This window comes from Flavobacterium melibiosi, assembly GCF_048158545.1.
GTDB classification, from domain to species: domain Bacteria; phylum Bacteroidota; class Bacteroidia; order Flavobacteriales; family Flavobacteriaceae; genus Flavobacterium; species Flavobacterium melibiosi.
Genome location: NZ_JBLNKU010000019.1, coordinates 1 through 26640, shown reverse-complemented (window position 1 = coordinate 26640; position 26640 = coordinate 1). Strand labels below are relative to the sequence as shown.

Below are 26640 nucleotides of genomic sequence, written 5' to 3'. Positions count from 1 at the left end.
GGGTTTTTCAAAGTGGGTGCAAATTATTGAAAAATATCGATAAAAATGGCTTTTAGATTTTTTCTATGGAAATTATTTTTCCTTTGGAAAGAAAGAACCTCCTATAATATTTTTTTGAATATAAAAGCATATTTTTTATGTCGGTTTGAATAAAAATTTTATTTTTGCGACTCACTAAATTAAAAATAAATGGCTACTTACAGTAAAAGAGGATATAAAGCACCAAAAGAAAAAGAAGTAAAAGATACAGTTGAAGAGGTAATTGCTGATGAAAAAGATAGCACAACTGCAGGTGTTTTTTCTAAATTAGATGAAACAGCTTCGTTAACGGAGAATTGGGTAGCCAGAAATCAAAAAATCATTATTGGATTAGTTGCAGGTGTTGCGATATTAACTGTTGGTTACTTAGCCTACCAAAAATTTATTGCTGCGCCAAAACAGGATGAAGCTGCAAATGAAATGTTTGTTGCTCAACAAAATTTTCAAAAAGCTACCGATGGAGTGGCAAGTGATTCATTATATAAGTTGTCTTTGAATGGTTCAGAAGGTAAATTTGGATTCTTAAAAATTGCTGATGAATATTCAGGAACTGATGCAGGAAATTTAGCTAACTATTATGCTGGGATAGCTTATTTGAACACAGGAAAATACACTGAAGCGATTGAATATTTAGGTAAATTCAAATCAGAAGATATTGTATTGGGTGCTTTGGCAAAAGGAGCTATTGGAGATGCTTATGCTCAAAAAAATCAACCAAAAGAAGCTTTAGAGAATTATGTAAAAGCTGCTGAGTCAAATAAAAATGATTTCACTACACCACGTTTCTTATTAAAAGCTGGAAAAACTGCTTTAGCATTAGGAAATAAAGCTGATGCTTTGAAATATTTTACAGATATTAAAGATAATTTTGATGCAACTCCAGAAGCGGCTTCAATTGACGTTTTGATTGGATTGGCTCAATAGTAAAAAATGATTTAAGATTCCTGATTCAAGATTGAAGATTTTTGTTTTCAAAATACTATCTTTAATATCTGAAATCAAAATACTAAAATCAAAAATCAAAAATCAATGGCTACCGTAAATAAAAACTTATCCGAGTACGATAAAAATTCAATCCCAAACGCGAAAGATTTTCGCTTTGGGATTGTTGTTTCAGAATGGAATGATTCCATAACTGAAGGTCTTTATAAAGGTGCTATAGAAGCGCTTTTGGAAAACCAAGTTCCAGCCCAGCATATTATTCGCTGGAATGTTCCTGGAAGCTTTGAGCTTATCTATGGTTCAAAGAAAATGTTGCAAACGCAGAATGTTGATGCTGTTATCGCTATTGGATGTGTAATTCAGGGGCAAACCAAGCATTTTGATTTTGTATGTGAAGGAGTAACCCAAGGAATTAAAGATTTGAATGTTCAAACTGACATTCCGGTTATTTTTTGTGTTTTGACTGATAATACCATGCAACAATCCATTGATAGAAGTGGAGGAATTCACGGTAACAAAGGTACTGAGGCTGCTATTGCTGCTATAAAAATGGCATATATTCGTCAACAGGCTTCGTTATCACATCAAATAGATAATCAACATTTATTGTTTGCAGGGGCAATTCAAATAGAAGAAGGTTCGCCTTTAGAGTTAAAGGAATAAAAAATTAAAATAAATAATTCAAAACCTATACTGTTCCACAAATAGTATAGGTTTTTTTGTTTTTTTTATGATTAAATAAGCTACCATTCCCAATAGAAAATCATTAAATTTGTACTTCTTGGTTTTAAAAAACCTAAAACTTAAACTTTAAACCTAAATTTTTTAATGTCGAGTATTATTCAATTACTTCCTGATCACGTTGCCAATCAAATTGCTGCTGGAGAAGTCGTTCAAAGACCAGCTTCGGTTGTAAAAGAATTGCTTGAAAATGCGGTGGATGCCAGAGCTACGGATATCAAATTAATCATTAAAGATGCAGGCAAGGCATTAGTACAAGTTATAGATAATGGTTTAGGAATGAGTGTGACCGATGCCCGTTTGTGTTTTGAGCGCCATGCGACTTCCAAAATTCGTCAAGCCGAAGATTTATTTTCCTTACATACCAAAGGTTTTCGTGGAGAGGCATTAGCATCTATTGCGGCTATTGCCCATGTAGAAATGAAAACCAAGCAAGATCAAGAAGAACTTGGAACACATATTATTATTGAAGGCAGCAAGTTCGTATCACAAGACGTAGCTGTTTTGCCAAAAGGTACTTCATTTTCAGTCAAAAACTTATTTTTTAATATTCCGGCGCGACGTAATTTTCTTAAATCGGATACGGTGGAATACCGTCATGTAATTGATGAATTTCAACGTGTGGCTTTGGCTCACCCAAAAATACATTTTACATTTTATCACAACGGCAGTGAAATGTTCAATTTGCCGCCGTCCACCTTACGACAACGAATTGTAAATATTTTTTCGGGTAAAACTAATGAGAAATTAGTACCGGTTCAGGAAGAAACAGAAATAGTGACTATTCAAGGATTTGTTAGCAAACCTGAATTTGCAAAAAAAAATCGGGGAGAACAGTTTTTCTTTGTCAACGATCGTTTTATTAAAAGCGGCTATTTGCATCATGCTGTTATGGCTGCTTATGATGGGATTTTGAAAGACGGTGCGCAACCCAGTTATTTTTTATATTTATCGGTGCCGCCAAACACAATTGATATCAATATTCATCCTACTAAAACGGAGATTAAGTTTGATGACGAACATGCTTTATATGCTATTTTAAGGGCATCAATAAAACATAGTTTGGGTCAGTTTAATGTGGCTCCAGTTTTGGATTTTGATAGGGATTCTAATTTAGACACGCCATATCATTACAAAGATTTAGAAGGTGCTACTCCTACGATTCAGGTTGATGGAAATTTTAATCCTTTTTCTGAAGATAAACCCAGCAAGCAATTTTCCAGTTATAGAAAACCGGAACCGACAGCAAATTGGGAAAGTTTGTATGTGGGACTAAAACAGGATACAGACGAAATTGGTCATATTACTTTTGAAAATGAAGAGGTAACTTCGTCTTTATTTAATGACGAAGAAGTAGAGCATTCCGTTCATAAAACCTATCAAATACATAAAAAATACATTGTTTCATCGATAAAATCAGGAATGGTAATTGTTGATCAACAACGTGCACATCAACGTGTTTTGTACGAACAGTTTCTAGTTAGTATGACGGTTAACCAAGCATCTAGCCAACAGTTATTGTTTCCATTAAACTTGTTTTTTTCGACAAGTGAAATGGATATTATCGCTGAATTGCAACTTTCATTAATGAATACCGGATTTGTTTTCGAAGAAAATAATATTGATCATATCGTCATTTCAGGGATACCCGTGAATGTGACAGAAAGTGAAGTTTCAATAGTTTTGGAACAATTGTTAAGTGATTTACAGGATGGAATTCCAGAGAGCAGTTTTAGCCAAAATGATACAATTGCCAAATCCATGGCTAAAAGTTTGGCTGTAAAAACAGGGACACACCTTACAGAAAAAGAACAGGAAAACTTGGTAAACGGGCTTTTTGCTTGTAAAGACCCCAATGTTTCCCCATTTCATAAACCTACTTTCATCACAATGCGTGTGGAAGATTTAGACAAAAAATTTGCACTATGAGAAACGTAACGGAGACGGTTAAGCAATTAATCATTATTAATATATTATTTTTTGTTGGAACACTTGCATTAGGGGATCCAGCTTATAAAATGCTTTCCATGTATTTTCCTGAAAATCCAAATTTTCAAGTTTGGCAGTCTATTTCACACATGTTTATGCATGGTGGATTTATGCATATTTTCTTCAATATGTTTGCTTTATATTCTTTTGGTTCTGCATTGGAAAGCATTTGGGGAAGTAAAAAGTTTCTCTTTTTCTATATTTCCTGTGGTTTAGGCGCAGCATTGCTCCATACAGGAATTAACTATTATTATTTTCAGGACGGAGTAAATGTTTTGATGGAACAGGGGTTTTCAAAAACAGATATTTTAGCGGTTTTGAATGGAGGAAGTAATGACCAGATTGTGCCACTTTTAAATAGTCCTAGCTTTCAAAATTTCGTAAGTGCTTATTTTGGAACTGTTGTAGGAGCTTCAGGCGCTATTTATGGTGTAATTGTTGCTTTTGCATTTATGTTTCCGAATGCTGAATTGGCTTTGATGTTTATCCCGGTTCCAATAAAAGCAAAGTATTTTGTACCAGGTTTAGTTTTAGTAGATTTGTATTTAGGAGTATCCGGTCAATCAATTTTTGGAGGCGGTGGCGGAATAGCTCATTTTGCTCATGTAGGTGGCGCATTATTTGGTTTTATAATTATGTGGTACTGGAATAAAAATCAGTTTAATAAGAACCGTTGGAATTAAAAAAGCAATCATTTTCCAGTCGTAGTCTTCAGTTATTTATTACGGCTAAAACATTGATATTAAATCTAAATTGAATTATGAATATTATTGACGATCTGAAGTTACAATACAAGATGGGAGGAATAGCAATTAAGCTAATCTTCTGGAACGTAGTTTGCTTTCTGGTTTCATTATTGTTTTTCTACCAATTTAAGGTTGGAGCATTTGATTTTCCAACCTGGATTGCTCTTTCTTCGGATCCTTCTAATTTTATTGTGAAACCTTGGACTTTTTTAACCTATGCCTTTTTTCACGATGGATTTTGGCATTTGCTATTTAATATGATGGTTTTGAACTTTTCAAGTACTTTGTTTTTGACCTTTTTTACACCTAAGCAGTATTTAGGGTTGTATGTATTGAGTGCTATATTTGCTGGAATAGCTTTCGTTGCCGGGTATTATTTTTTGAATTTAAGTTCTTCCATTGTTGGTGCGTCTGCAGCAATTATGGCCGTTTTAGTTGCCACAACAACCTATCATCCTTTGATGAATTTGCGATTGTTGTTAATTGGAAATGTAAAACTGTGGCATATTACTTTTGTGATCATTTTAATAGATTTAATGCAATTTAGATTAGGAAATACTGGTGGACATATTTCTCATCTTTCCGGAGCTTTATTTGGTTTTATTTTTATTAAATTGCTCCAGAATGGAATTGATTTAAGTAAAATAGTATCACGTGTTTTAGAATTCTTTACAAATTTGTTTAAAAAAAATGCGGCATCACCATTTAAAAAGGTACATAAAAATTATAGTAGACCAGTTGAAAAAAGTAGTTCAAGAATAATTACAAAGGACAAAGCACAGCAACAGATTGATGAAATTTTAGATAAAATTAGTCAGTCAGGGTATGATAGTTTGACGAAAGAAGAAAAAGAATTTTTGTTTAAGGCGGGTAAGTAGGTTAGCAGTATTCAGTTTTCAGTCAGCAGAAAAAAAAATAAAAAATGAAAAACCTTTCATGGTTCAATAAAGTAATGTTTGTATTAAATATAGCGCTTGCTGTAATGACTTTCATTGCCTATATTTTGCCTTTTTTAGCGCCAAAATCTTTTCCGCTTTTATCGGTATTGACGCTTTTTATGCCTCTTTTTTTTATCGTAAATGGGTTATTTTTTGCTTATTGGGCAATTCAATTCAAAAAGCGAATGATTGTTTCCGGTTTGGTACTTTTGATTGGAATTACCTTTATAAATAAATTCTATAAATTTTCTTCTGTTGAATTGCCCAAAGCCGAGAATGATTTTACTATAATGAGTTATAACGTGCACCTGTTTAATGTGTTCAAATGGATTGATAGAAACGATGTCCCTTCTGAGATTCTAAGTTTTATAAATGAGAAAAATCCCGATATACTGTGTATTCAAGAATACTCTTCTTCAGCCGATATTGATTTGAAAGTATACCCACATCGGTATATTTTTACAGATGGGAATAATATTAAAACTGGACAGGCTATCTTTTCTAAATTCCCTATCATTGACCAGGGGAATGTTATTTTTCCTAACTCCACTAATAATGTTGTTTTTGCGGATATAAAAAAAGGAAAGGATATTATCAGAGTATACAATATGCATTTACAGTCGTTAAAGATATCTCCTGATGTAAATGAAATTGATGAAAATATAGAGGCAATTAATCAGAATAAATCACAAATGATGTTCAAAAGGATTAGTGTAGCTTTTAAAGAACAACAACAGCAAGCAGAGATTTTTAAGGAACATAAAAAGGACTGCCAATATCCTGTTGTTATTTGTGGAGACATGAATAACAGTGCTTTTTCCTATGTGTACAGAAATATAAAAGGAAAGTTGAAAGATAGTTTTGAAGAAGCAGGAAAGGGCTTTGGGGAGACGTATAAATTCAGATATTATCCTGCGCGAATCGACTATATTTTTGTTGATGAAAAAATCACGGTCAAAAAATTTGAAAATTTTCCGGAATTTATAAATTCAGATCATTTTCCTATTATGGCACGATTATCTTTTGATCAGAATTAATAGGAAACGCTATTTTAAAATCAGTTGCTGTTTTTTCAAATAGTCCATTGCATATTTTCCTTCATTGAACAACAGATCCAGAGTACTTAGATTATTGATGAATCCATGTTTGTCATCAAAAACCTGGGTGTAGCTTTCAAATAGAGAGCTGTCTTTTTTTCCGTCTGCCAAAAATCTAAAGTCTTTTGTTGCAGTTGTATCCACTTCAGCAAAGTATTCGGTTGTAGTGGTAAATTCCAATTTCATTCTCAAACATTTAGTCATAATTGCTAAAGTCTCAAAATTCAAATCCAATAGAAAGGTGTGTTTTTTGTCGAATATTGGTCGGATATCATCTTCGAAAAATTCAAAAAAAGGAGAGCTTCTATAAGCAGCTTCTAATGATTTGAAATGTTGTTTTTGCCAGTCAAAATTAGTCTCTATTTTTATATCCTTCGTTTTTTGATGACTTTCTTTCGAATGTTTTACGGGGATATTCAATAACTGAATTCCATTTGGACTGTAAATATAAGTGCGATTGCGATTGGTTTGTTTTTGAAAATTATCTGCTATTTCAAACGTAATGCTTTCCGCTTGTGCCATGGCTGCGAAATGACTTATTGATGGGAAATAGGTGGGATGGATGAGAATGTTCATATTTGTCTAAAGTTTTTAAAGTTATAAAGTCTAAATTCATAAAGCTAGATTAAATATAAACTTTAGGACTTTAGACCTTGAAACTTTTGACTAATTTTTTCTCTCTTTTCTTTTTTTCCAAAAATATTCTCCAACAAAAAATGCTACTAAAGCAAGCAGAAATAGTTTAAAATAGGATTGAGGTTGGCCTTCACCGCTAACAGTTGTAAAAACTCTGTCCCAACGTATTTTATTTAACCCTTTTCCATTTGGATCGATACTCAACCATATAAAAATAGGTTTTCCTACGATATGATTTTCTGGAACGTAACCCCAATAACGGCTGTCTTCAGAGTTATGGCGATTGTCTCCCATCATCCAATAATAATTTTGATCGAAAGTATAGCTGTTGACTACTTTTCCGTCAATTCTTATTTCGGAACCATTTACTTTTAAATCTTTATTCTCGTAGTCTGTAATAATCGCTTTGTAAAAAGGCAATGTCTCGGTTGTCAAAGCGACCGTTTTCCCTTTTTCCGGAATATAGATAGGACCCAAATTATCACGGTTCCATTTGTTGATATGGGGGAATATACCACTTTCAACACCTTTTGAAATTTGTCTTGTTACAGACACAATTCCGGGAGTGTTTTTTAATCTTTCTGCTCCGGCAGCCGTAAGCGCTTTTAAGAATAAGGTGTCTCTTAAGTCGCTTCTAAAACCAGCTTCGTCTGTTACATCTAAATCTTTTAGTAGGTACTCAAAATCGATTGGAGTTTTTCCATCTAATGCTACAGCATAAGAAAATTGTGGTTTTGCTCTTTCTGACAATTGTAATATTTTGCCATTAATATATATAATGCCATCTTTTATAGACAGGCTGTCGCCAGGAATACCAACGCATCTTTTTACATAATTTGATTTCTTATCTACAGGTTTGTAGGCGCGTCTTTTTGATGTGTCAAAAAATTTGTAAACGGTGTCCACCGGCCAGTTAAACACCACAATATCCGTGCGCTCAATATTTTGAATTCCCGGTAATCTTAAATAGGGTAATTGTGGCCAGGTCAAGTACGATTTATTTTTGGTTAAAGGAATTGAATCATGTACCATTGGCAAAGCCACTGTGGTCATAGGAACCCTGGCTCCGTAATTCATTTTACTCACAAATAAAAAATCACCAATTAACAGCGATTTCTCCAATGATGATGTAGGAATGGTGTACGGTTGTATAAAATAGGTGTGCACTAACGTAGCTACAATTACAGCAAAAAGTAAAGAACTAATAGTGTCTGCCGTTTTATTTTCAGGTTGCAGACTTCTGTCAGCCACGTATGCTACTTTTTGAGTATAGTTGACATAATAGATGTAGAATCCACAGGTAATAATTCCTAAAAAAGTATCTAAAGAGGATCTTTTTCCGAAACTTCTCAGGGTTTCAACCCAAATAACCGGAAACATAATTAGGTTGATTATAGGGATAAAAAGCAAAATCGTCCACCAAGTAGGGCGGCCTATTATTTTCATTAATACAATAGCATTATAAACAGGAATAGCAGCTTCCCAACGTTTTCTTCCCGCAATTTCGTATAGTTTCCAAGTTCCTAAGAAGTGAACTACCTGAATAATTAGGAAAAATACAAACCATTGATATAGTGTCATAATAAACTTATTTGGTTAATTCTTTTTTTGTCTTTTGAAATTCTATTTTTCTATATTTAAAACATCTTTCATGGTGAAAACTCCTTGTTTTCCAACAATCCATTCTGCTGCAATTACAGCACCAAGGGCAAAACCTTCGCGATTGTGTGCGGTATGTTTTATTTCTATAGCATCAACTGATGAATTGTAGGTTACGGTATGAGTTCCTGGAACCGATCCAATTCTTTTGGCTTCAATATGGATTTCGTTTGCTTTAGGGTTTTCTAATGTCCAATTCGTGTAGGAACTATTTTCTATTACTCCTTTTGCCAATGAAATTGCAGTTCCACTTGGTGCATCCAGTTTTTGGGTATGATGAATTTCTTCCATGTCAACGGTGTAGCTGTCAAATTTTGACATTATTTTAGCCAAATACTCATTGAGTTCAAAGAAAAGATTCACGCCTAAACTAAAATTAGAACTGGATATGAATCCTCCGTTTTTTTCTTTGCAGAGTGCCAACATTTCATCGTAATGTTCAAGCCAGCCCGTTGTTCCGGAAATCACAGGAACATTAGCATGGAAACAATTGGAAATATTGCTGACAGCAGCTGTTGGAACACTGAAATCGATAGCCACATCAGCATTTGAAAGTCCTTCATAGGTGTTGAATTCATCTTTTTTTAAAACAATTTCATGACCTCTTTCAAGAGCAATTCTTTCTATTACCTGACCCATTTTTCCGTATCCTAAAAGCGCAATTTTCATTTGTTTTAATTTTTTAAATTTAAATAAACAGTAACCCGACGGCTTGTTCCGCTCTGCAGTTAAAAGTTATAATTAAGAGTTAGTCCGAAGTTTGTTTTGAATGTTACATCATTGGGATAAATATTTGGTCTCACGGATAAGTTTTCATCTACATTAAACTGCAATAAAGCAGCATCAACATTGGCGTCAACAATATTCAAAACATAAAAACCCAAAGTAACTAAAGCGGACAAATCTCGATTTCTTTGATAAAATTTCTGACCGGCAATTAATCGGCTATTGTCTAAGAAGGCTAAATCATCAGTAGTATATCCTTCTAATCTGCTTTTGTAAGCATCCCTGTATTGATGGTATTTCCTGTTGTTATCAATATAAAAGTATACGCTAGTTCCTAAGGCTCCATAAACAAGTGGTATTTTCCAGTATTTTTTGTTATAAGCCTGTCCTAAACCCGGCAATATTGCTGAAAAGAAAGCTGCTTTTGCAGGAGTCAACGGATCTATATCATTCGATTTCAAAGTGTCTTTTGCTATCAGAACCGCATCTTCAGTTTTCGATTGTGCAAAAACAGTAGCGTTTCCTGCTATAAAGAGGAATAGACCTATGAAAATGATTTTATGCACTACTCGTTTATTAGTTTAATAATTCTGTTGAAGTCTTCTTCAGAATGAAATGGAATAGTGATTTTTCCTTTGCCGTTTCCGGCTACTTTCACATCGACTTTGGTTCCGAAATAATTTGTAAAAGTGCTTTTATGCGCATCTGCAATTTCAAATGAAGCCACTTTTGGTTTGCCGGCAGGTTTTGGTTTTAAACTTTCCTGATAGTTTTTTACCAAAGCTTCCGTATCTCGAACCGATAGATTTTGACTGACGATTTTTTGATAAATATCAGTTTGAATATCTTGGTCTTCAATATTGATTATTGCACGACCATGACCCATACTGATGAAACCATCACGAATTCCGGTTTGGATTATCGGGTCTAATTTTAAAAGTCTTAAATAATTGGCAATCGTAGATCTTTTTTTTCCTACACGCTCACTCATTTGTTCCTGGGTCAATTGAATTTCATCAATCAAACGTTGGTACGAAAGTGCAATCTCAATTGGATCTAAATCATGACGTTGGATATTTTCTACCAAGGCCATAACCAATGATTCGTTATCATTTGCAATACGAATGTAAGCAGGAACGGTAGTCAATCCCACAAGAGTTGACGCACGAAGACGACGCTCACCCGAAATCAACTGGTATTTATTGAAGTCTAATTTACGTACGGTAATAGGCTGAATAACGCCTAATTCTTTGATAGAAGTCGCTAATTCTCTCAATGATTCCTCATTGAAATTACTTCTTGGCTGAAACGGATTTATTTCAATTGCTTCAATTTCAAGCTCAATAATATTTCCTACAACTTTATCGGCATTTTTATCGTCAACGGATTTTATATCATTTTCCGGATCTTTCAATAACGCAGATAATCCTCTTCCTAAGGCTTGTTTTTTTATTGCTTTTGCCATAAAACTATTTACTGTTTTTCTTTATAACTTCTTGAGCAAGATGTAAGTAATTAGTAGCTCCTTTGCTTGTTGCATCGTAGTTTATTATACTTTCTCCAAAGCTTGGCGCTTCGCTCAGTTTTACATTTCTTTGAATAATGGTATCAAAAACCATGTCGTTGAAATGTTTTTGAACCTCTTCAACTACTTGGTTTGATAAACGCAATCTCGAGTCAAACATGGTCAATAATAACCCTTCAATGTCTAAATCCGGATTGTGAATTTTTTGGATGCTTTTTATCGTATTCAATAATTTCCCTAATCCTTCCAGTGCAAAATACTCACATTGAATAGGAATAATCACAGAATCTGCTGCAGTCAAAGCATTTAAAGTAAGTAATCCCAGCGATGGTGCGCAATCGATGATGATATAATCATACTCGTCTTTGACACTTTCCAATGCTTTTTTAAGCATATATTCCCTGTTTTCTTTATCGACTAATTCGATTTCAATAGCAACAAGGTCAATATGTGATGGAATTACGTCCACATTTGGAGCAGAACATTTTATGATGGCCTCTTTTGGCGTATGACTATGTTCCAGAATTTGATACGTACCTATCTCAACAGATTCAACATCAATACCCAATCCTGAAGACGCATTTGCCTGTGGATCAGCATCAATAAGTAATACTTTTTTTTCTAAAACACCCAGTGAAGCAGCAAGATTAACTGACGTTGTCGTCTTTCCAACTCCACCTTTTTGATTAGCAATCGCGATGATTTTGCCCATTTATTTTTCTAAATTTTGAACCGTAAAAATACAATTATTTATGGTTTCTAAAAATCTATTTTGTTAACATTTGTTAAAGCTTGATTAGTCGCTATTTGACAATTCCCATTTTTAAAACGGATTTCATTTTGCAGGAGCTATTCCAGCTGTACGCTACAAGTTCTTGAGTTGCTCCCAGTTTTTTCTAAAGCCATAAAAGGAGCTTCCTTTGGTCGCTCTTTTCTGTCAAGAAAAAATAGGGAGCAACCCGTCGAAGCTTTTCACTGCCATCTGGGCTAGGGGAGTTGTGGCTAAATAATGCTTTGGAAAAAACAAATTTATTTTAGATTTCCCTATTGATTTTTGCACTAAATAAATTTAGTTCTTATTTCTGAAATAGTTTTGCATAAGCCAAAAATAGTACTATATTTGCACCCGCTTTCGGGGTGTAGCGTAGCTCGGTTATCGCGCCTGCTTTGGGAGCAGGAGGCCGCAGGTTCGAATCCTGCCACCCCGACTAAAAATCCTTTCTGTCTCAACAGAAGGGATTTTTTTATTATAGAATAACAAAAACTGATTATTCAGGTTCTATAATACAGCAATTATGACTTATTTTTGTCCTGTTAAAAATTATAATATAATCGTACTATGTCAGATACAATAGAAAAAATTAAATGTCTTATTATAGGTTCTGGTCCAGCGGGTTATACCGCAGCAATATATGCCGCCAGAGCAAATATGAATCCCGTTTTATACCAAGGAATGCAACCTGGTGGACAGCTAACAACTACAAATGAAGTGGAAAATTGGCCTGGTAATCCAGAAGGAATTACTGGTCCAGAAATGATGGTGGGATTGCAAGCACAAGCACAACGTTTTGGTACTGATGTGCGTGATGGTTGGGCAACTAAAGTTGATTTCTCAGGAGATGTTCATAAAGTTTGGATCAATGATACGATAGAATTGCATTGCGAAACAGTAATTATTTCTACTGGAGCATCTGCTAAATATTTAGGGATGCCATCAGAACAACATTATTTGAAAATGGGTGGTGGAGTTTCTGCATGTGCTGTTTGTGACGGTTTTTTCTATAGAAATCAAGAAGTAGTAATTGTAGGTGCAGGAGATTCAGCTTGTGAAGAAGCACACTATTTGTCCAAACTTTGTAAAAAAGTAACGATGTTAGTGCGTAGCGAAAAATTCAGAGCTTCTAAAATCATGGAAGAACGCGTTCGCAAAACCGAAAACATTACCATATTAATGAATCATGATACTGTTGAAGTGTTAGGAGATGAACAAGTTGTTGAAGGGGTTAAAGCTTTAAATAAAACGACAAACGAAGTTTTTGATATTCCTGCAACTGGTTTCTTCGTGGCTATTGGTCACAAACCAAATACTGATATTTTTAAAGATTATATCACATTAGACGAGACAGGATATATTATCAATACTCCTGGAACTTCAAAAACAAATGTTGATGGCGTTTTCGTAGCGGGAGATGCTGCGGATCATGTATATCGTCAAGCGATAACTGCAGCCGGAACAGGTTGTATGGCCGCTCTTGATGCCGAAAGATATTTGGCTTCTAAAGAATAATCGTAGTTGGAAAATTTCAATATAAAAAAAGTCCCATTTGCCTTAGCAAGTGGGACTTTTTTGTTGGTTAGAAGATATTTTTATTCAATCCAGTTTTTACTCCCTCTCCTTTGGAGAGGGTTGGGGAGAGGATTTTCTATTTCAACTTTTTTATCAATTTTGCTTCATCTGCAAATTTTCTGATTTCAATTTTTGGAGCGCCCACAAGTTGGATTTCTGATTTATTAGCGGCGTCTATAATAACTGTTGTCACAGCATTTACACTACAATTGGAATAACTTTCCGTGGTTACATCAACATTTTTTATAGTTAATTTATTTCCTGTCAAGCTCGAGTTATTATCCATTCTAATAATGGCATTAGTTGCATCTCCTTCGATATTAGCATTTGATTTTTGGTACATATCCACTTTCAAATCAGTAGTGGTAACTAAGGCTTTTAGAGATGAATTTTTACTTAATTCGATAATTGCGTTTTCTGATTTCAAATTTAGTTCTGTTTTTGATTTATCATCAGCCTGTAATATGAAATTTTTGGCATTGACATTCAAAAAAAGCCCTGAATAATCCTGCGTTTTAAATGTTAGATTGCCCAATTGAATTTCTTGTATTGCATTTATAGTTGATTCATTTTTTGAAGTTACCAAGTTTAAATCTTTAGTATAAGTAATCCTTACAATTAGTTTTTTGTAGTTCACGGCTTCTTTGGTAGTGTAAATGCGCAGTATATTATCTCTTAAATCCAGTGAAATGATATCGTGTAAATTGTCATCGGCTTCAATTTTTAGTTCTGTTTTTTCTCCTCTTTCCAAGTGAACTTCGAGATTATCTTCTATTTCAAGCGCTTCAAAATTCCCAATTTCTCTTTGCTCAACGGTAACCGTTTTTGATCCTTTTATTTTATCTTTTTTTTGTGCCAATGTCAATGTGGTTGATAAAAGGAGTAGGAGTATGGCAGTATATTTTTTCATAGTCATTTGAATTAGAGTCTACACAAATATAAAAAAATCATCCACTTTTGATGGATGATTTATCTAATTTTTAATTGAAAATTAATTCTTATTCGAGATGAACGCTTCCTCCGGAATTTGCTTCTTTTCGAATTGATTTTGGAACGGTATTGTAACTCACGCTTCCTCCACTAGATGCTTCTGCTTCCAAACTTACTATTGGATGTACATTAATAGAAGCGCCGCTTGAAGCTTCAGCTTTGATTTCATTTGCCAATAAATCTTTGGCATCTATTGTACTGCCGCTTGATGCTTCGGTTTCAAGTTTAAGTGCTTTTCCATTTATGTCAATAGTGCTGCCGCTACTGGCTTCACAAAAAATAGTATCCGATTCAATATTTACATCTATTGAAGCTGCGCTTGAGGATTCCAGTTTAATGTTTTCCCCTTTTAATGTATTGCTACTTTTGATTGTAGCTGCACTTGAAGCTTCTAATCGATTAATAGCAGGCATTTTTACAGTTACTTTTTTTGATTTTATGTTGTTAAAAGAATTGTAATCACAAGCAATAACGAGAACGCCATTTTCTACTTTTGTGGTTATTGCTTTTTGCAAATTGTCATCAGCTTCAACAATTATTTCTATTTTGTTCGATTGTTCAATAACAAGATCTATGGCATTGCTGACTTCAACACTTTTAAAATCGCCTTGTACAATTCGTTTTTCGGTTGTAACATGGCCGCTTCCTTCTATGGATTTCATGTTTATGATATGATTACATGATGTGAATAACAAGGCAGTTAAAGTGACAATAATAAATTTTGTGATTAATGTGATAATTTTTATCATGGCTATTTGGTTTTATTTTGATTGAATAATATCCCCGGTTGCAATTGTACCTTGTTTTATTTCTTTTTTGGTGGAACCAAGAATTAAATAATAATTATTGAAATAAGATGGTAAACCTTCAGATTCATGCCCAACCGTATTTCGAATTTCAAAATGTAAATGTGGAAAAAACGAACTTCCCGATGTTCCAATTTCACCAATTTGTTCGCCTTTTTTTATTTTGTCTCCAGCTTTAAAATTGATCGAACTATTGTTTTTTAAATGACCATACAAACTATAGATACCCTCATTGTGTTTGATGACGACATAGTTACCATATAGCGCCAACGGGTTGTTTTTTAATGCGGGAATGTCAAAAGTTTTATCATCTTTCTGATTTGTTTCTATTGCTACTATTTCCCCATTGGCAACTGCTATAACTTTAGTTTCAAAACCAAACCAATCGGTGTTGTTTTCCCCTTTATTTATAAATTGTTCCCCTTCTGAATTTAGAACTACAAAATCATAGGCATAACGCATGAAATTTCCCGTAAATCCTAATTGTTTTATAGGGATGAATTCGTAATTAAAGCGGAGATGATGGGAATAAAAATCATGACCGTCATAAACTAACAGCTTGTTTTTCAGTGGCAATGTGAAATCCTGGACTTGTTCATAATCTTTTGGAATAACTACATTTTTAACCTCAATACTATCATTGAAAGTGAATGTATATTCCAGTTTTTCAGTAATTGCATTTACCTCTGGAAAAGGATTGAATAACAAGTCTTTTGAAACACTATTCCATTGAATATTTGGAATAGTGTTTATACTAGGTGCTGTACCATTATTGTCTAAGAACTTTTGCTGAATGAGCTTATTGTTTTTATCAAAAACAGAAACTTCTAAGCGTGTTAGTTTTAAAGTGTCTTTTGAATTGTTTTCTACAATAAAATCAAAATTCAAATTGCATTGGTTATTGATTTTCTCTTTTATGGGATTTTCAGGTTTGTGTTCAATTTTAATATTGTTTTGAGCACTTGCAATTAATCCGACTAATCCGAAAAAGGGTATTAAAAACCTATTTCTAATAGAATGAATAGCTTCCATTTTTTAGTTACTTAGTCTTAATGATAATACCGTCTTTGTTTATTTTTAATTCTTTAAAATCTTTTTTTGAATTGCTGATAGTATCCCCTTTTACAGAAACACCATCTTCATTAATAGTAACAGATGTTTCAGTGCTATCATTTTCCACATCATCGTATTCATTTTCATCAGCAGGGCAATTCAAACATTTTATTTGTGAGTTTTCCACTTTATAAATATAGTTGTCAGAACTGAAATGCAAATTGAAGAATGAATCATCTGAATTATCATAATCCTGCACGCTGCTATCAGGTTTTAATAAAGTTCCTTCTGGTAAGTATAAGAACACTTCCACTTCCTGATCACGGAATTTATTACTTACTTCGGTCAATAAATAATTGTCTAAAATCAATTTATTTCCTTCAATTTTGATCGCATATTTTATTTTTTCTGCTCTTTGTTTGGCGTCCTGAAATGATTTTCCTCTTGCCATTTTCTCAATTTGAATGAAAGGTAATTTTTCATCTGTACGTAAAATTTCTAATCTTACATTATTGGAATAAATCAATTGAGTGTTAGCTGAATCCTGAACAAACTTGAAGCTTTCTCTATTGTTAATGTCTTTAGTGTAATACTCATTGTATCTGAATTTTACAAATAAAGTGTCATTTGGCATTAGATTAATTGTTTCTTTTTGAACTGTTTTTCCTTCGTAAGCCACTTCTGATGCTTGTTTTATTCCTATTGAAATTAGTATCGCTATAGCAATTATCCAAAGTGCTAATAATGTGTACTTAGCAATGTTTCCTATTGATTTCATGGTTGGAGACAATAATTTGAAACCTAAAAGTGTCAAGAAAAAGAACGGAATTCCAACAGCAAAGAACATTAACAATCCAAAAGACCATATTGGATAATCCGTGAAATTTCCTGCTTCAATAAAACTTTGCCATGGCACATTAATAAAATCTGAGGAACCTAAAGTGAAAACAGCAATTAGTAAAGAAACTAATGTCGCAATTCCAGTTATGATTAAAATCACACCCAAAAACTTTGCGAAAATCTTGAAAATAGTCATGATAAAATCACCAAAAGAGCTTCCTATTTTCCCGGCACCCGTTTTTATTTGATTGCCATATTTGTCGTAATCAACATTTTTTAATTTTCCAGAAACGCTTTCAAATTCTTCACGTACTTTTTTTTCGATATTCGAAATATTTACCGGTTCTCCAGTCATTTCTAGTTTTTCTGATGTTGTAATGGCTTCAGGTGTTACAATCCAAAGAATGATATACGCTAAAATTCCAGTTCCAAATCCAGCAAAAACTAATAGTATTAGAACGATTCTGATCCATACGGCATCAATTCCAAAATAATGTCCTAATCCTGCAGCAACACCACCAATCATACCTTTTTCTTTATCACGGTATAATTTTTTTGTTCTTCTGTTTGAGTGGTCACTAAAGGTTTGAGAATCTTTCAACTCATCTTCTATAATGTAATCTTCCGGTTGTCCCATTACGGCAATAACCTCATCTACATCTTTTAAACCCACAACATGTTTGTCGCTTATTTGTTTCTCATTCAATAATTCTGAAACCCGCATTTCGATATCTTTTATAATTTCATCATGACCTGATGAATTAGATAAAGAACGTTTTATGGCATCAAAATATCGAGTTAATTTTTGGTATGCATCTTCATCTATATGAAAGAACATTCCGCCTAGGTTTATATTTACAGTTTTGTTCATGACTATTGTTTTTGGTTGGTTATAAGGTTTACGGCATCAGATAGTTCAGTCCAAGTGCCATTAAGTTCGTTTAAGAATGTTTGTCCTATTTCGGTCAGACCATAGTATTTTCTTGGTGGTCCTGATGTTGATTCTTCCCAACGGTAGTTGAGTAATCCATCATTTTTCAATCGGGTGAGCAGTGGATAAATGGTTCCCTCCACGACTAACAATTTTGCGTTTTTCAAAGTGTCTAATATTTCCGATGTGTAGGCATCTTTTTCTTTCAATACGGATAAGATGCAAAACTCGAGAACACCTTTACGCATCTGGGCTTTTGTGTTTTCAATGTTCATAATTTCTTTTTTTTGATTTTGTGTTGATTAAACGGTTCATTTTCTGATTGATGATTGATTTGTGTTTGCGAGGAATGAAGCAATCGCTCCTTGCTATTTGGTTCACTTTATTTATTACGTCTATTCTCTTTTAATTCATTTTATTTGTCTACTTAATAAACGGAATCGTTATTGGATACTTGTATTTTTCTCCATTTGATGTTTTGATTGATGCATAAATGATTAAAAAGAATTCAGCCACTTTTAAAAGGCCAAAAATTAAAACAGCAACTAAACCTACTGTTAACATTCCAATGTTTCCTTCAAAGTTAAAATTTCTAAAAACAAAATCGTGATCATTTACAACAGCTTCTAAAGGAACATTTCTAAACAGGGTAATTAAAAATGTTGGAACTGCAATTAGGATAAGCACTAAAGAATACAATAATAAACTTAACTGAAAATTAAGTACTTGTTTTCCGTGGTGATCCACAAATTCTGAACTTTCCTTTTTTGAAGTCCAAAGTATTATTGGAAAAATATAATTTCCAAAAGGAATAAAATATTGAGTTAATGCACTCAAATGAGTAAATGTTGCGGTGTTTTTTTCGGTAGTTGTTTCCATGATTAAAAGTATATAGTAATTTCTTATGCAAATATATATCTAAAAGACAGTATCTTGTTTCGCATAGTACCAAATGTTAACATAAAATTAACAAATTAATTTAATATGTACGCATAGTATTTTTTTGTATTTTAGCAAAAAAACCTAGTAATAATGAACTCGCCATGATTCAAAATCCCAAAAATAACGAAGAATGGCGATACTATATTGCTTCGCCTGTTCGCTCTCGCTCGAGTCCTATAAAAAACAAATAGTAGCTACATATGAAACTTACAGCATCAAAACTTAATAATTTTCTCTTATTTAAATTACCGTCGGCATTTATCTGCGGTGTACGTGTAAAAGAGATAGATGAAAACAAATGTGTGGTATCAGTAAAACACCGTTGGATTAATCAAAATCCGTTTAATTCTATGTATTTTGCAGTGCAGGCGATGGCTGCCGAGCTTTCTACAGGAGCTTTAGTAATGTTTCAAATTCAAAAAAGCGGAAGGAAAATATCGATGCTTGTTGCTAATAATAAAGGAAATTTCACCAAAAAAGCAACTGGTAGAATCAATTTTACCTGTAAGGATGGTCATTTAATTGAACAAGCGATTCAAAAAACAATTGCTACTGGAGAAGGGCAAACCTTCTGGATGAAGTCTATTGGAACGGATGAAAAAGGAGTTCAAGTATCTGAAATGGATTTTGAATGGAGTGTAAGAGTTAAATAAAAACACCATAATTATTTATAGAAATAAAAAAACGCCTAGAGGCTACCGTCTGGACACATCTCTAAAGAGTATCCAACCTTGCATAATTGAGGCAAATTTCTGAAGACCAATCCAAAATGTTGTAATGCCGGGCCTTCTTTCGGAGAGATAGCCTTTCCATCCGCCTAATCTTGCTATAGCCCATATATATCGCTTCAAATCTGACGATTTATATGGGTTTTTTAATTTTTCGGTCTTACCTTCTAATTGTGCGATTTGCAGTTCTAAACATTCTATTTCTTCTTCTGAAAAACAGCTTCTGGGTTCAGTTTCCTCTTCTCTGGCATATGCAATTTGCATGATAAAGAGCTTTATAATAGTTTCAAGCATCAAAAGACATAGCTTACGAACTGCTTTGCATTGAGATAATTCGCTGGCTTCTATATTGAAACCTTCTTTCTTTAAAATTCTAAATACTTCTTCAATAGTCCATCTGTAGGTGTACCATTCGATACAAAGTAATGCGGTTTGTAAATCTTCGACTTTCTTTGTAGTTAGCAATCTCCAAAGTATTGGGTTTTCAATGTTTTCTCCCACTTCTTTTGCCTCGATAGCATAAAGATTGACTTTCTCTGGAAGATGTTTACCTGAATATTGATGTTTACCTATTGTTATTTCTGAAAAGCGCACTTCTATAGCAGCAGTTCTTTTTTGGATATTTCTTCTTTTATCTCCCTCTAGTTCAATAGTGTACATTCCTTGAAGTGATTGAGAACTTAGATGATCGAACAGTTTGATTTTTATTATCTAACATCCGATTAAATCGCGATCTAATCAACAAATGTGTTTTACTGTCAGGGACAAGACAAAATTGTTCGTAAATATCGCCCTCTCTGTCCTGAATAATTATTACTTCTTTTGCTGCACTTAGTCTTTTCTTTGTTTCAAGAGAAGAATCAATCCATTTATAAGACTCTTTCTCTTCAATGGGTATACGATTGTGAGTATGGGTCTTCATTTTAGGAGGTAGTTCATGTCCTCTATTCCAAATTTTTACATCTGAAAAACCATACGGTATTAAAGTATCCGCATCTATGATAAAACTTGGATGAATAAAAAAACCAAGTCCTCCAACAGAAGCATTGGTTATTCCAATTGACCCGTCCTTCTTGATCCTATTTCTGTGATTATAAAGGTTGATTTCACTGGTATCTTGAATACACAAAACAGATTTGTTAGCAACACATTTTTTACAATTAGAAGACATATTATTGATAATATCAGCTTCACTAACATTATCATTTTGTAAAAATCGATAAATCGCTTTGGCTTCAGAATCACTTTCTGCTAATTGTCTTATCGAATAAATACTATTAGCAAAAAAGCGATTGAGAATAGAATTACCTCTATTCAACAATCGCTTGTCTTTTAAATCTTCAAAATATCTAGTCTGCACTTTTTCTCAAATATAATTAAAATATTTGTGTCCAGACGGTAGGCCTAGAGGCGTTTTTTTATGGAAAATCAAAAAGTATATTTTAGCTTAGCATTTTTTTCCACTGGCTGCATCACACTTTTTTCCTTCCGCTTTGCATTTTGTTTTGCATTTCTCTATTTCTGCTGCACTCATCGATTTTGATTTTGAATCTTTTTTAGCACAGCAAGACTCTTTTTTAGCTTTTTCTTTTGAAACCGGTTTTGCTTCTTGAGCGCTTGCACTAATTGTAAATAAAAGTATTGCTAAAAGGGTACCTATTTTTTTCATTTTTTATAAAATTAAATTTATTTGTTCAAATGTTAAATGGAATTAATTCCTCAAATATAAAAAGAATAATTAATATCAATTTTAAATTTAGGGTTAATATTTACTTAATTATGCTCTTTTTAATCATTATCGGCAGATTGTTTATTTGATAATTATTTTTTTGCTATACTCTCCTTTTGAAGTTTTTAGTTTCACAATATAAACTCCGGAAGCTACATTCTTAATTGGAATCTGAATTCTAGTTTGATCTATATTTTCAACATCCCAATTTTCAATTGCTTGCCCTAGTAGATTAAAGAGTTGAACATCGTTTACTGTTACGTCAGGAATTTTGTTTAGGATAATTAAAACCTTATAATTAGTTGAGTATAAAACTTCAAGTCCATCATTCAAATTATTCTCATCAAGACCAAGTGTTTTATTTGTAAATTGTAAGGAGAAGCGGTTTTTGTATTCACCAACGACTAACGAAATTTTAAAATCACTATTCTTAATGTCATGATAAATATTTGTTTCATTATCATATAAATATATTTTGGTCGAAGGCGACACATTCTCTAAAGTTCCTATTTTTATAGTTGATATACCTTCATTTACTATCGTAATACCCAGAGGAATTATTTGATTATCATCAAAATTTGGCACCCCTTGAATCACAAACTTACCATTACTAAATGCCCAATAGAAATTATCTCCAGCAGTTTTCAGCATTGGAGCATCATAACCAATGTCAAATAGATTGGTTGTGTTAGGATCGGCTCCCACTAATAATCGTCTATTTTTACCAATAGAAGAGATGAAATTCAGAGTAATTTTGGGTCTGTTATCGATTGTCACATTTTCCATTTTATCAGCTGCTTTTGATTTCATAAATATGGAACTTCCAGAAGTCTCTCTTACGAAAGCTCTTTGATCATTTTTAAAATTAATAGTGCCACCCTGAACAGTAGCGGCTGTTCCTGTTATACTTGAATCTAAAGACGCATCGATGAAAAATCCTTGTGCTACTGGAATATATTGCTTTGGTTCTTTTGATCCAGTTGCATTATTATTTACCGTTAGAGATTCATCTGCAATTGCTACAAAAGCTGCCATTAGGTTATAGATAGCATAGCCTCCTTCATATTGGGCTAAGATATGATTGTTTGATAATTCAAAATGATCCCAGAAATAGAGTGCTCCGTTAAATACATTTGTGGTAGCCCTACATCCTGAACAGTCTTTCAAATTGTCCTTGATAAATTCATCGGCATCGAGAGCTGATGGGTAAGGGTTTCCAATTAAATAGGTTTGACCCGATGGTAGACTTGACGAAATGGTTCCTGAATTAGGTTTCCCAATAAAAACATAGTTTTGTAACGCATCAATTGCTGCTTTTCCTCCAGTTCCTTTCATAGTGAATCCTTCTCCTGCTTTTAAAAGTCCTGTGTTTCCGATGTAATTCCATTGGTAGTAATTATCCCAATCTGTGTTCGAATCAGGTGTTTGGGAATTGTAGGACCATAACCAACGGTTACTTATTTTTATTGGTTTTGATAAAGATCCATCGGCAAAATAGGCACCGTTGCCAAAAGTGATTGGACCCGGACTGGATGAATTTGTACCATCCCTTAAAATACCTGTAAGTGAGTGTGGCGTATTATTAATGAGTCCTTGAATCTTACTTACGGGTGATGACCAATAATTGTAATTGAAACTGTTTTTTTTGCCTTGTTGGTCACGCTCAATATATCCTAAACTGGTTGCGTCCAAAATACTTTCGCTATACTGAGTTGGAGTATATCTCTTTTCTACAAGTTGTGATTCTCCTACTAGATCAATATTACCATTCAATAATAAATAATGGCTAATCCATAAGCCTTGACCGTCATTTATTTCAATTGGAGTGGTTGTTATAGGATCTGCAATTGTTAATCTGCCTGCAGTTGAAATTAAACCTAATACGGTAATATCTTTATTCCCAGAACTAATATTGTGTGCCGTTTGTACAATATTCCAATCTATTGGAGTTGAATTATAACCAGTGCTATTTGGATAGTCCCAAACAGAATCGCCATATTTCCATGGGGTTGTTCCGGCACTTCTATCCATCCAATTACCATCTCTTATTGAGATATATGGTAAAGGAGCAGTTTCTTCTTGGGAACTCGTAATGTTTCTTAATTTTCCATCAACGCCTTTTCCTGCAAAAGGTTTAAGATAACCACAATCAATTAGGTTCATACGGTAATAACCTAATAAATTGGACCAAGATAATGGTTTGTCATCGATTCCATCTTTATTGACATCTGGCCCATTAATATCAATAGGTATTATTTCTCCTCTAACAGCTGTACCATTATTGATAATTTGTTGATTCATCATTTGGCGCACATGGTGAGGATCTAAACCTATATTCCATATTCTTAATTCATCCATCCATCCTGAAAAATGATTTACAGGTTTATTCGGAGGGTTCCCTGATTGGTCCATAGCTCCCGCAATACATGTCGAATTATTGCTTAGTGGTGCAGAACCAGAAGCATTTATAACTTCAATTCCATCAACATATAATCTATAAAATCCTCCATTACGGGTAAGAGCAACATGGTACCATCTACTTGTAGTTAATGGGAAAGGAGAGGTTATCTGACTTCCATTATTCCAATTAAAAGATAATGAGCTGCCTATAAGTCTTAAGTCATAACCATCTATAAGACTATTTGCATTTCGTTTAGATATAATTGTTTGAATGGTACTTACTGGATTTGCTGGTTGTGGTTCTGGTTTTACCCAAACCTCTATACCGAAATCACTACCTAATCCATAATTATTTTTAAATTCTACATAATCATCAACACCATCAAAATCAATAACATCACAACTTGTTAACGTTACTCGAACATCACTAAAACAGCCTGTGCCAACCAGTGTCCATCTCAAAGTGTAGACACCTGCATCACCAGAAAATGATGAGGTTGGACTAACATCATTAGAAAAACTATAGGTTCCACATGTATTTGTAGTATTAAAAACAGTCCATTTTCCTGTTGCTCCTGTACCTGGATCATCGCTAAAATCATTACGGACTAATGTTGGGTATGCACCAAAATCATTATTTTCATTAGCTGATTTAGTGTTATCATACGCATTAAGAGTAACCGTTCTTTCTCCACACTCTGCATTGGTATATCCTTGTGCTTGACCGGCGTAGGCATAATTTACTTTTACTGTTGCTATTGCTGTTCCAGCTGGGTCATATGCTCTACATCCGTTAATTAATGACGTTGCTCCATATTGGTGCACACCTGGTGCCGAAGGCACAAAAGTATAGGCAACTTCTAATTTATCTCGTATGATATATTCCCCAGGATCTCCAAGTCCATCAGTCCATTCTACATCATCACTATAAGGTCTAACTGGAATGGTAATGTTATCAATTGCCCAGACACTTTCATCGGTTGTTCCAAAAAATGTCCATTTAACCCTTACGTTACTATTTCCAATATAATCCGATATATCAAAAGAGGAGTTGTCGTTTGCAAACATATAAGAACTAGCAGTTGAAGGAGAATGATTCTGCCAGTCCCAAGTTAATGGAGGATTTGTTCCTATTAATTCTTGTAAGGTGATAGTATAAGTTGCGCCACCATCTAATGACAACTCCAACTTGGCATAATCTCCCGCATGTAAATTAAATGCTTGGTCAAAGTCAACTGTAGCAGTTTGTAATCCTACAAGACTAAATATCGGAGTTTCTAAGGTTGTAGGTCCTACACCAAATTTAGAAATATAAGCCGCGCTATTATAATTACCATGTGCCATTCCAAATTTCTTGCCTTGTGCACCATTATCATATTTTATTATGTAGATTGTACCTACATTTTTATCATCATTGGTTCCTGTCCAATTGTTGACTTTTGTGTTATTTGCCGCGGCTGTCCATGCAGTTCCTGCTACTACATCATCAATTTTCCATTGCGTAGGATCCCATTTGTCTGGGAATTGTCCTTCATTAAAATCTCCGCCATCTCCTACATTAACCGTAGAGATATATCCGCTTCGAGCTACTAACGTTACGGAATCATTTAGGCATATATTGAAATCATCTTCATCTAAAATTGGAGGGACATCTGGAGGAATAGCATGTACATTTACTATATTAGAATATTGAGAACAGTCTCCTACTTGAACTAGAACTCTAAATAAAGTGGATTTAGTATTGTCGAAATTAAAAATGATGTCATAGGAATTAGTAGTAGCAGTATTTGCAATAACACTCCAGGCTGTATCCCCAGCTTCAAATTTTTCCCAACGAATTATAGTTCCTACTTGACCTGATAAATTCATTGTTATTGGGTTTATATCATCAGGACAAGAGTTGATGGCAATATTGTCACTAGGGGTTGTTGCAGGAGTCAAACCAGTAACAGAACCTACTAAAGTACCTCCGGAAATCGTTGGCGCTGTTAGCGTTACATCTTGTGTTTGAGTTGTCGTGTTTCCGTTACCATCATCATATGTCCAAGTTACTTCTGTAGTTCCTTGCGTTGTGAATGGGAAAGTAATATTGGGGGTTCCGTTTATAATAGTGCCAGTAGTAGGACAGTTATCAGTTGCTGTGGGTGGTGTTAAATTATCTATTTGGCAACCTGAAAAAGTTAACGCAGATAATGGTGCGTCTACTGGTACCGGCGCTATTGTGTCATCAACAATTACATTTTGAGTTGCTGTGATTACAATGCCATTACCAAAATCAAAAGACCAATCGACAGTATGCGGGCCTTGTATATCGTAAAACAATGGATCTCCCGTTGCCCCAGTTACTGTAACTCCACAGTTATCCGTTGCGGAAGGTATAGGTACTGTAACTGAACATTGTCCTGTCAAATTAGTTAAAGTTACTACTGGTTTTGGATTCACTGTTACATTCACGGTAAACGTCGCACCAGGACAGTTGTTGGCAATTGGCGTAATGGTATATCTAATTACCCCTGCTGTTGTGCCTGTATTGGTTAATGTTTGTGCAATTGAAGTTCCGCAACCAGCTGAACAAACGCTTTGGCCTGTGATAGTTCCTCCTCCGGCTGGAGTTGTTACAAACGCAACAGTCCAGGTAAATGAGGTGTTACTTACTGTTGAGTTTAGTGCTACACTAGTAGTTCCTGCACTACAAATGGTTTGATTTGAAGCTGAACCAGTAGGGGTTGGATATACAGTGATTGTATAAGTGCTGGCTGTTCCCGGACAACCATTTACGGTTGGCGTAACAGTTATGGTTGCGGATATAGTGGTTGCACCTGCATTTGTTGCAGTG

At 34.1% G+C, this 26640-nt stretch carries 24 protein-coding genes and 1 tRNA gene; 9 read left to right on the top strand and 16 right to left on the bottom strand.

The features are described from left to right. Positions 1–189: 189 nt before the first annotated feature. The 6 genes from ACM55F_RS17860 to ACM55F_RS17835 all read left to right on the top strand — a co-directional run bounded on the left by ACM55F_RS17860 (position 190) and on the right by ACM55F_RS17835 (position 6432). Entirely contained in the window at positions 190–963 is a 774-nt protein-coding gene (locus ACM55F_RS17860; protein WP_416855176.1) for a tetratricopeptide repeat protein, read from the top strand. A gap of 105 nt (positions 964–1068) precedes the next feature. Continuing rightward, positions 1069–1644, top strand: coding sequence for a 6,7-dimethyl-8-ribityllumazine synthase (ribH, locus tag ACM55F_RS17855; RefSeq protein ID WP_416855175.1), 576 nt, complete (start codon positions 1069–1071; stop codon positions 1642–1644). A 165-nt stretch (positions 1645–1809) separates the two neighbouring features. Further along, entirely contained in the window at positions 1810–3651 is a 1842-nt protein-coding gene (gene mutL / locus ACM55F_RS17850; RefSeq protein WP_416855174.1) for a DNA mismatch repair endonuclease MutL, read from the top strand. Beyond that, entirely contained in the window at positions 3648–4394 is a 747-nt protein-coding gene (locus ACM55F_RS17845) for a rhomboid family intramembrane serine protease (RefSeq protein WP_416855173.1), read from the top strand. The genes mutL and ACM55F_RS17845 overlap by 4 nt, the downstream gene beginning before the upstream one ends. A gap of 77 nt (positions 4395–4471) precedes the next feature. Next, a complete protein-coding gene (locus tag ACM55F_RS17840) occupies positions 4472–5335 on the top strand; it encodes a rhomboid family intramembrane serine protease (protein WP_416855172.1) in 864 nt (287 codons plus the stop codon). 44 nt (positions 5336–5379) lie between these two features. Continuing rightward, the gene (locus tag ACM55F_RS17835) at positions 5380–6432 is read left to right on the top strand and encodes an endonuclease/exonuclease/phosphatase family protein (RefSeq protein WP_416855171.1); all 1053 of its coding nucleotides are present in this window, start codon (positions 5380–5382) and stop codon (positions 6430–6432) included. Between the two features lie 9 nt (positions 6433–6441). On the opposite strand, the gene ACM55F_RS17830 is transcribed toward ACM55F_RS17835, so the two are convergent. From ACM55F_RS17830 to ACM55F_RS17805, 6 genes are all read right to left on the bottom strand, one after another. Beyond that, a complete protein-coding gene (locus ACM55F_RS17830; RefSeq protein WP_416855170.1) occupies positions 6442–7068 on the bottom strand; it encodes a WbqC family protein in 627 nt (208 codons plus the stop codon). Positions 7069–7158: 90 nt separating this feature from the next. Then, the gene (lepB, locus tag ACM55F_RS17825) at positions 7159–8709 is read right to left on the bottom strand and encodes a signal peptidase I (RefSeq protein ID WP_416855169.1); all 1551 of its coding nucleotides are present in this window, start codon (positions 8707–8709) and stop codon (positions 7159–7161) included. Between the two features lie 42 nt (positions 8710–8751). Further along, the gene (gene dapB, locus ACM55F_RS17820) at positions 8752–9456 is read right to left on the bottom strand and encodes a 4-hydroxy-tetrahydrodipicolinate reductase (RefSeq protein ID WP_416855168.1); all 705 of its coding nucleotides are present in this window, start codon (positions 9454–9456) and stop codon (positions 8752–8754) included. A 59-nt stretch (positions 9457–9515) separates the two neighbouring features. Next, on the bottom strand, positions 9516–10079 hold the full coding sequence (locus ACM55F_RS17815; protein ID WP_416855167.1) for a DUF5683 domain-containing protein: 564 nt from the start codon (positions 10077–10079) through the stop codon (positions 9516–9518). After that, positions 10079–10978, bottom strand: a complete 900-nt coding sequence (locus ACM55F_RS17810) for a ParB/RepB/Spo0J family partition protein (RefSeq protein WP_416855166.1) — start codon at positions 10976–10978, stop codon at positions 10079–10081. The genes ACM55F_RS17815 and ACM55F_RS17810 overlap by 1 nt, the downstream gene beginning before the upstream one ends. Positions 10979–10982: 4 nt before the next feature. Then, entirely contained in the window at positions 10983–11750 is a 768-nt protein-coding gene (locus ACM55F_RS17805; RefSeq protein ID WP_416837053.1) for a ParA family protein, read from the bottom strand. Between the two features lie 421 nt (positions 11751–12171). Here ACM55F_RS17805 and ACM55F_RS17800 point away from each other — a divergent pair. Beyond that, positions 12172–12246 (top strand) — tRNA-Pro (locus tag ACM55F_RS17800). A gap of 131 nt (positions 12247–12377) precedes the next feature. Continuing rightward, positions 12378–13325 (top strand): thioredoxin-disulfide reductase, encoded by a 948-nt coding sequence (gene trxB / locus ACM55F_RS17795; RefSeq protein ID WP_416855165.1) that lies wholly within the window; start codon positions 12378–12380, stop codon positions 13323–13325. 136 nt (positions 13326–13461) lie between these two features. On the opposite strand, the gene ACM55F_RS17790 is transcribed toward trxB, so the two are convergent. The 6 genes from ACM55F_RS17790 to ACM55F_RS17765 form a co-directional block, all read right to left on the bottom strand. After that, a complete protein-coding gene (locus ACM55F_RS17790) occupies positions 13462–14295 on the bottom strand; it encodes a GIN domain-containing protein (RefSeq protein ID WP_416855164.1) in 834 nt (277 codons plus the stop codon). Positions 14296–14383: 88 nt separating this feature from the next. Continuing rightward, complete coding sequence (locus ACM55F_RS17785) at positions 14384–15124, bottom strand: head GIN domain-containing protein (protein ID WP_416855163.1); 741 nt, start codon at positions 15122–15124, stop codon at positions 14384–14386. Positions 15125–15136: 12 nt separating this feature from the next. Beyond that, complete coding sequence (locus tag ACM55F_RS17780; protein WP_416855162.1) at positions 15137–16213, bottom strand: M23 family metallopeptidase; 1077 nt, start codon at positions 16211–16213, stop codon at positions 15137–15139. A 7-nt stretch (positions 16214–16220) separates the two neighbouring features. Beyond that, entirely contained in the window at positions 16221–17945 is a 1725-nt protein-coding gene (locus ACM55F_RS17775) for a PspC domain-containing protein (protein WP_416855161.1), read from the bottom strand. Between the two features lie 2 nt (positions 17946–17947). Then, positions 17948–18280, bottom strand: coding sequence for a PadR family transcriptional regulator (locus ACM55F_RS17770; RefSeq protein WP_091205948.1), 333 nt, complete (start codon positions 18278–18280; stop codon positions 17948–17950). A 148-nt stretch (positions 18281–18428) separates the two neighbouring features. Beyond that, on the bottom strand, positions 18429–18884 hold the full coding sequence (locus ACM55F_RS17765; RefSeq protein WP_131993132.1) for a DUF4870 domain-containing protein: 456 nt from the start codon (positions 18882–18884) through the stop codon (positions 18429–18431). Positions 18885–19147: 263 nt separating this feature from the next. Between ACM55F_RS17765 and ACM55F_RS17760 the strand changes: the two genes are divergently transcribed. Next, positions 19148–19600 carry a DUF4442 domain-containing protein gene (locus tag ACM55F_RS17760; RefSeq protein ID WP_416855160.1) on the top strand — a complete coding sequence of 151 codons (453 nt, stop codon included), beginning with the start codon at positions 19148–19150 and terminating at the stop codon, positions 19598–19600. 42 nt (positions 19601–19642) lie between these two features. Here ACM55F_RS17760 and ACM55F_RS17755 read toward each other — a convergent pair whose 3' ends face one another. The 4 genes from ACM55F_RS17755 to ACM55F_RS17740 form a co-directional block, all read right to left on the bottom strand. Next, the gene (locus tag ACM55F_RS17755; protein WP_416855159.1) at positions 19643–20335 is read right to left on the bottom strand and encodes a transposase; all 693 of its coding nucleotides are present in this window, start codon (positions 20333–20335) and stop codon (positions 19643–19645) included. Next, positions 20322–21035, bottom strand: a complete 714-nt coding sequence (locus ACM55F_RS17750; protein ID WP_416855158.1) for a transposase DNA-binding-containing protein — start codon at positions 21033–21035, stop codon at positions 20322–20324. Before ACM55F_RS17750 ends, ACM55F_RS17755 begins: the two co-directional genes overlap by 14 nt. Positions 21036–21122: 87 nt before the next feature. Continuing rightward, on the bottom strand, positions 21123–21344 hold the full coding sequence (locus tag ACM55F_RS17745) for a hypothetical protein (protein ID WP_416855157.1): 222 nt from the start codon (positions 21342–21344) through the stop codon (positions 21123–21125). Between the two features lie 141 nt (positions 21345–21485). Continuing rightward, a partial coding sequence (locus tag ACM55F_RS17740; protein WP_416855156.1) for a LamG-like jellyroll fold domain-containing protein occupies positions 21486–26640 on the bottom strand: 5155 nt, incomplete at its 5' end.